Source organism: Pseudonocardia nigra (assembly GCF_019396355.1).
GTDB classification, from domain to species: domain Bacteria; phylum Actinomycetota; class Actinomycetes; order Mycobacteriales; family Pseudonocardiaceae; genus Pseudonocardia; species Pseudonocardia nigra.
In genome coordinates, this window is the sequence record NZ_JAHKRK010000337.1 from 1 (window position 1) to 5,658 (window position 5,658).

At 73.4% G+C, this 5,658-nt stretch carries 5 protein-coding genes and 1 riboswitch; of the genes, 4 read left to right on the forward strand and 1 reads right to left on the reverse strand.

What is annotated here, in order from left to right; genetic code table 11:
- Positions 1-182: 182 nt before the first annotated feature.
- Positions 183-1,151 (reverse strand): DNA polymerase III subunit delta, encoded by a 969-nt coding sequence (holA, locus tag KME75_RS39580; RefSeq protein WP_219420133.1) that lies wholly within the window; start codon positions 1,149-1,151, stop codon positions 183-185.
- A 139-nt stretch (positions 1,152-1,290) separates the two neighbouring features.
- Positions 1,291-1,405: riboswitch (SAM riboswitch) on the forward strand.
- An 8-nt stretch (positions 1,406-1,413) separates the two neighbouring features.
- Here holA and thrC point away from each other — a divergent pair.
- The 4 genes from thrC to KME75_RS39600 all read left to right on the forward strand — a co-directional run.
- Positions 1,414-2,685, forward strand: a complete 1,272-nt coding sequence (gene thrC, locus KME75_RS39585) for a threonine synthase (RefSeq protein WP_219420134.1) — start codon at positions 1,414-1,416, stop codon at positions 2,683-2,685.
- 528 nt (positions 2,686-3,213) lie between these two features.
- On the forward strand, positions 3,214-3,993 hold the full coding sequence (locus tag KME75_RS47270) for a DUF2637 domain-containing protein (protein ID WP_219420135.1): 780 nt from the start codon (positions 3,214-3,216) through the stop codon (positions 3,991-3,993).
- Positions 3,994-4,566: 573 nt separating this feature from the next.
- Positions 4,567-4,857: a hypothetical protein gene (locus KME75_RS39595; protein ID WP_246633715.1), complete on the forward strand. Its 291-nt coding sequence runs from the start codon at positions 4,567-4,569 to the stop codon at positions 4,855-4,857.
- The coding region (locus tag KME75_RS39600; protein WP_246633716.1) for an ATP-binding protein at positions 4,854-5,658 on the forward strand (805 nt) is incomplete at its 3' end. The genes KME75_RS39595 and KME75_RS39600, both read left to right, overlap by 4 nt.

Genomic DNA, 5,658 nt, shown 5'->3' on the forward strand with positions numbered 1-5,658 from the left:
TCGTCGTGCTGCCGGGCCGCGGGCCCGGTGAGCGCGCGGCCCGGTGAGCGCGCGGCCCGGTGAGCGCGCGGCCCGGTGAGCGCGCGGCCCGGTGAGCGCGCGGCCCGGTGAGCGCGCGGCCCGGTGAGCGCGCGGCCCGGTGAGCGCGCGGCCCGGTGAGTAAGGGTCAGGGTGAGTGAGGGTCAGCGGGGACCGCGAGCCGCGCAGATCCGCAGCACGGCCCGTTCCAGGGCGTAGTCGGCATCCGCTGCGGCGCCCTTGACGTCGGCGTTGACCTGCGCCGCTGCCGCGAACGCCTCCGCCAGCGCCTCCGGGTGCCAGTACCGCACCTGCTGCTGGGCCTTGCGGATCTTCCAGGGCGGCATGCCGAGCGGCCCGGCGAGCCGGTTGGGGTCGCCCCGGCCGGCCGACCCGACCTTCGCGAGCGTGCGGAGCGCGTCGGCCAGGGCGTCGGCGACCAGCACGGACGGCACACCGAGCAGCTGTGCCCAGCGCAGCGCCTCCAGCGCCCCCGCGCGATCCCCCGCGACCACCTTGTCGGCCACCGCGAAGCCCGACGCCTCGGCCCGGCCCCGGTGGTAGCGGCGCACGGCGCGCTCGTCGACCGTGCCGCCGGTGTCGGCGACCAGCTGACCCGCAGCGGCGGCCAGCTCCCGCAGGTCGGACCCGACCGCCTCGATGAGCACACCCACCGCCTCGGGGGCGATCTTGCCGCCGGCCCGGCGCACCTCGGCGCGCACGAAGTCGGCGCGCTCCTCGAAGCGGGTGATCCGGTTGCACGTGGTGACCGGGGCACCCAGCTTGCGCAGCGCGTCGACCATCGCCTTGTTGCGGGCGCCGCCCGCGTGCACGACCACCAGCACGATCCCGTCGGCGGGGTCGCCGGCCTGCTCGACGATCGCCGTCGCCAGGTCCTTGCCCACCTCGTGGGCGTTCTGCAGCACGACGACCCGGCCCTCGGCGAACAGCGACGGGCTGAGGCTCTCGGCCAGGTCCACCGGGGTGAGCTCGGCCGCCCGGTAGCGGCGCACCTCCGTGGCGGGGTCGGCCGCCCTTGCCTCCGCCACGACCTCGGCGACCGCGCGCTCCACCAGCAGCTCTTCCTCGCCGACGACCAGCCGCAGAGGCGCGGGGGACGGTGGTGGGGCCATGGCGTCCATGCTGGCGCACGGCACCGACAGCGCGTGACCCGCCTCCCACATCGCGGATCGGGCTTGGGCCCGGAGTGGATCGTGCCGTAGCGTGATGGCCATCCCACGGCGGCCAGGTCCCCGGGGCACAACTTCACATGGCTCATCCAGAGGGGCAGAGGGAACGGCCCGGCGAAGCCCCGGCAACCGGCGATGCGCGTCCGCGCTCGATCACGGTGCCAATTCCGACCCGCACGGTGCGGGGAAGATGAGGAGATCTTCCATGACTCTGACTGTCGACGCGTCCGCGTCCACCTCCTTCGACCTCGGTCCGGCCCGCGCGCTGTCGTGCCGTGAGTGTGGTCACCAGATCCCGCTGGCTGCGGAGTTCGCCTGCCCGCAATGCTTCGGCCCGCTCGAGGTCGCCTACGACTTCGGCGCGGTCACTTGCGAGTCGATCGAGGCGGGCCCGAAGTCGATCTGGCGCTACCGGCAGCTGCTCCCGGTGCCCTCGACCGTGCAGGAGCACCCGAACACCGAGCCCGGCCTCACCCGGCTGATCAAGGCCGACCGCCTCGGCGCGGCGCTCGGCCTGCGCAACCTGTGGGTGAAGGACGACACGGGCAACCCCACGCACTCGTTCAAGGACCGCGTGGTGGCCGTGGCCCTCGCCGCCGCCCGCGAGCTCGGTTTCTCGGTACTCGCCTGCCCGTCCACCGGCAACCTGGCCAACGCCGTGGCCGCCGCCGCCGCCCGCGCCGGCTGGGACTCGGTCGTGCTGATCCCCTCCTCGCTCGAGCAGGCCAAGGTCCTCACCACCGCCGTCTACGACGGCACGCTGCTCGCGGTGGACGGCAACTACGACGACGTCAACCGGCTCGCCACCGAGCTCGCCGCGGAGCACGAGGACTGGGCGTTCGTCAACGTCAACGTCCGGCCGTACTACGCCGAGGGCTCGAAGACGCTCGGCTACGAGGTGGCCGAGCAGCTCGGCTGGCGCCTCCCCGAGCAGATCGTGGTGCCGGTGGCGTCCGGGTCGCAGCTCACCAAGGTGGACAAGGGCTTCACCGAGCTCGGGAAGCTCGGCCTGGTCGAGCCCACCCCGTACAAGGTGTTCGGCGCGCAGGCCACGGGCTGCTCGCCGGTGGCGAAGGCCTACGAGGACGGCCACGACGTGGTGCAGCCGGTGCGCCCGGACACGATCGCCCGCTCGCTGGCCATCGGCAACCCGGCCGACGGGCCCTACGTCCTCGACGCCGTGCGCCGCACCGGTGGTGCGCTCGCACACGTGACCGACGCCGAGGTGGTGGAGGGCATCCGGCTGCTAGCCCGCACCGAGGGCGTGTTCGCCGAGACCGCGGGCGGGGTCACGGTGGCCACCGCGAAGAAGCTCGTGGAGAGCGGCAAGCTCGACCCCGACGCCGAGACCGTGCTGCTCATCACCGGCGACGGCCTCAAGACCCTCGACGCGGTGTCCGGGCAGATCGGCCCGACGGCGACCGTGCCGTCCAGCAGCAAGGCCGTGCGCGAGGCGCTGGAGGCGCGCGGGCTCTGAGCGGAGCTTGCGGAGCGAACGAACGGCGCTGAGCGAGGCGCCGCCGGGGCGGTAGCGGGTGCCCGCGCGTGACCACGTGCATGTCGGGCCGCCCGTCCCGGTCGGCGTCGGCCCGAGCCGGGTCGGCCACCACCGCCGTGTCGCCGCCCTGGTCGGTGCGGCGCACGGTGACCCCTGCCCGCTCGAGCCCGCTCATCAGGCCCGGGTCGGGGTGCCGGTAGCGGTTTCCCGCGCCCACGCTCACCAGCACGGCGCGCGGGGAAACCGCGTTCAGGAAGTCCACCGATGTGTAGCGGGAGCCGTGGTGTGGCGGATTCTCCCAAGCTGTACGCGCAAGTCGACGAGCCCCATACCGGCGACCTCACTGCCGGCGAGGGGCCTTGATCAGCGCTGGGAGCTGGCCACCGTGCAGGATTCCACCCATCCGCGCGCATATCGGCGCCCGCGTCGCCCGCTCGAGAACCCCCCGGCCGTCGAGCCCGTCCCGTTTAGGGAACTCCTGGCGTGGCCGAGGAATCCGGCCCTCCCGTGACCGTCGATCCGCTCCTCCAGTCGCCCCCTTGCCCTGCTCCGTCTCGAGAGCTCACCGCCGAGCACACCGGTGACGAGAGGCGGCTCCGGCCGACGGCGCGGAAGGGGTGGGCGCGCGTCTGGCCCAGCCTACTCGCCGCAGTCACCCTGCCCGCCGTCGGCGGTCCCGCCGCAGTCGCAAGCTACCGCCACGCCCGCGACGTCATCGCCGAACACGGGGACCCGGTGATGGCACCCTGGCTCGCGCTCACCACCGACGGGATGCTCCTCGCTGCGCTCGTCGTCATCTGGATTCGACGCCACCGCCGCGAACCCGTGGGGGCCGGGCCGTGGGCGGCGTTCTGGGCCGGCATGGCAACGACCTTCGCCGCGAACCTCGCAGCAGCGCAGCCGACCCCGGTGGGGATCGTTGTCGCGCTGTGGCCACCGGTCTGCCTGGCGATCACGCTCGAACTGATCGCGCTCGTCGCGTCCCCGCCCAAGCATCATCCGATGACGGACACGGTGCCTCCCGAGTGGTCCGCTCACGTGCCCGACCATGCTCAACCGGCGCCCGGGCATGGCCACGCTGTGACCAGTCACGACGAACGGGCACGGGGAACAGGCGAGGTAAGAGAGGCAGGCGAACCCGGGCGACACCAGAGCCAACCGCGGTCACGGGGTGGGCGAGTGGCCTGCAGCCGACTTCGGGCGCGCGCCCGCTGCTGTGCCCGCGGGCACAGCAGCGGGAACGAACGGGCATGTGCCCGTGCGGGTGCCCGCCTCGTCCGTTCCTGATCGGCGCGATGGCGTAGAGCCGGCCGGGCGGGTGCCCGAGCTCGCGTGCGGGCACGGATCAGGCGCAGATTCCGGGCACCAGGGCGCGGTCAGTACCGGGCGCGTGCCTGACGGCGACGTCCTTGCCTGGCTGCGCGAGCGGGCAGACACAACCGGACAGGTGCCCGGGCGGAGGAAAGTGATCGACACGTGGGCCCTCGGGTCGCCCCGCGCCGACCGCCTACGCCGGATCGTCCTCGACGAAACCGCACACAACGCCACCGCTTCCGCGGGTTGAGCGCGGACCAGGTGATGTGCGTGGAGGGCATGCTGTCGCCCCGGAGCCGCCCTCTACAGCGGCGGCACCCTCGCCTACCTGATTACTCGTGACCAGCCCGGCCGCGCCGATGATGCGCTGGAGCTCGGTATCGCCGCCCACGGCCCCGACCACCACGAACTTGCCGAACACCTGTACGAACTCCTGCGGACCTGGGGACGCCGACGGCCCGGCCAGCCGACCGTCACCGCCGTCCGCCTCCCTCTACCTGCGGCCCGGTCGCGGCGGGCTCGGGCGCGCGAGGGGTGCGGCGCAAGATGGCCGAGGCCGTCGCGCTGGCCAAGCTGCACCCACCCGGCGAGGTCGACCGCGCACTCGGGACGGCGGCGGTCGCAGGACGGTTCGCCGAGAACGACGTGCTGCGCATCCTCGCCCACCAAGCCGGACGCGACGTCGGCAAGCCGATCATCAGGGCGAGCGAGACCCACAGCCTGCAGCCCGGCACCTCGGCCTGGTCCGGGTTGGGCGTCACCCCCGCCGCTGCCACTCCCGCCGCCCCGCCCGAGTCGCCCGAGCCTGAGCCTGAGCCGACAGGTGAGTCCGCATGAGCGCACCCACCAACACGCCCGCCGCCAGCAGACCGGTCAGGACCGCTGTCGCAGTCTCGGGCGGGGATCCGCTGGCCGAGGCCGTCGAACTCACCCGCCGCCTCAAGCTACCGCACATCCGCCGCCACCTGCTCGAGCTCGTCCCGACCGCGCGGGCGCAGCGCTGGGACCACGCCGAACTCGTCCGGGTCCTGCTCGCCGAGGAGGCCGCCGGCCGCGACGCCACCAACCTGCGCACCCGCCGCCAACGGGCCGGGTTCCCCGCCGGGAAGACCCTGCACGACTGGGACGCGGCCGCGTCCTGCATCCCCCGCCCCACCCAGGACGCTCTCACCAGCCTGGAGTGGGTGGGCCGTCGGGAGAACGTGTGCATCTGCGGGCCGTCCGGCACCGGGAAGTCGCACTTCTGCGAAGCGCTCGGCCAGGCCGCGATCGAGGCCGGGATGACCGTGGCCTGGTTCACCATCGAAGACCTCGGCGCGCTGGTCCGCCGGCACCGCGCCGACGACTCGATCACCCGAGCGCTGGCCCGGCTGATCCGCACCGACCTGATCATCGTCGACGACATCGGGCTGCTGCCGGTCTCCCCGGACGCCGCGGAGGGGTTCTACCGGCTCGTCGACGCCGCCTACGAACGCCGCTCCCTCGCCGTCTCCAGCAACCTTCATCCGTCGAAAGCGCACTTGTTCGCGCGAACTTGTGCCAGGCGACGGCGAAACCTCACGGGTTCGGCAGGCGCTGCTGGTCGATGTGGTCGGCGAGGTAGGGCAGGACTCCTTCGGGGTTCATGCCGAACGCGGC